Here is a 1,277-nt window from a genome sequence, read left to right on the forward strand (position 1 = left end):
CGGCGGCGATGCAGAAAATCTTGTCTGAATACGCCTGTGCCGAGCCTGGCCAGGTGCTGGTGTTTGGCCGTGAAGACTGGTTTGCACCGCCCGCTTCAGGGTCTGGCGAAAAAGCACCTTTGGTGGTGTGCCCCTGCAGCACCGGAACTCTGTCGTCATTGGCTACCGGAGCCAGCAACAATCTGATTGAGCGCGCCGGTGATGTAGCGCTCAAAGAGCGGCGTCAGCTGATTCTGGTACCCCGCGAAGCACCTTATTCAGAGGTGCACCTGGAAAACATGCTGAAACTCACGCGCATGGGAGCCGTCATCATGCCGGCCAGCCCGGGGTTCTATCACCAGCCCGCTTCAATACAGGATCTTGTGGACTTTATTGTGGCCCGGATTCTGGACCATCTGGGTCTGCCCCAGGACCTTATGCCTCGCTGGGGCGAAGGGCGTATCAAGGCCAGAACGGATCGCAACGATGGTTTTGGCCAGCATGATTGATGGTTTTAACCATTGAGCAAACCTGCTTGCCGGCAGAGACTTGGTGAACGCTAATAACAATATTGTTCACTGACTGAGGTTCATCATGATCCCACGCACGCTCTTTGACGCTGACCTTGATGGCTTTCGGGACTCTGTCCGGAAATTCCTGGAGCAGGAAGCTGTGCCATATCATGAACAGTGGGAGAAAGATGGGCAGGTCAGCCGCGAACTGTGGCAGAAAGCCGGCGAACTGGGGTTTTTATGCCCGACCATGCCAGAGGAATATGGCGGCGCTGGCGCTGACTTCCGTTACAGCGCTGTTGTGATGGAGGAGGTTTCCCGGGCAGGGCTTTCCGGCATCGGCTGGACACTGCATTCCGATATTGTTGCGCCCTATATTCTGAACTATGGGTCGGAGGAGCAGAAAAAGAATTACCTGCCCAGAATGGCCGCTGGTGAAATAATTACGGCTATCGCCATGAGTGAGTCGGGCGCCGGTTCCGACCTCCAGGGCGTTAAAACCACAGCGTTGAAGGATGGCGATCACTACATCCTGAATGGCTCCAAAACGTTTATCACTAACGGCCAGATGGCAGATCTGGCCATTGTGGTTGCCAAAACAGACCCGAAAGAAGGGGCGAAGGGCATCAGCCTGTTGCTGGTTGAAACTGCATGGGAAGGTTTTGAAAAGGGCCAGAACCTGAATAAGGTCGGCATGAAAGCCCAGGATACATCAGAGCTGTTTTTCCAGGATGTTAAAGTTCCGGTTGCTCACTTATTGGGCTCGATGGAAGGGCAGGGCTTCTT

The 1,277-nt window shown here is 54.7% G+C and carries 2 protein-coding genes; both read left to right on the forward strand.

Going from position 1 to position 1,277, the window contains the following annotated elements; translation table 11 throughout:
• The coding region (locus DS878_RS14510; protein ID WP_148707086.1) for a flavin prenyltransferase UbiX at positions 1-488 on the forward strand (488 nt) is incomplete at its 5' end.
• Positions 489-573: 85 nt separating this feature from the next.
• The coding region (locus DS878_RS14515) for an acyl-CoA dehydrogenase family protein (RefSeq protein ID WP_187298813.1) at positions 574-1,277 on the forward strand (704 nt) is incomplete at its 3' end.

This window comes from Marinobacter sp. F3R11, from assembly GCF_003318275.1.
Classification (GTDB): domain Bacteria; phylum Pseudomonadota; class Gammaproteobacteria; order Pseudomonadales; family Oleiphilaceae; genus Marinobacter.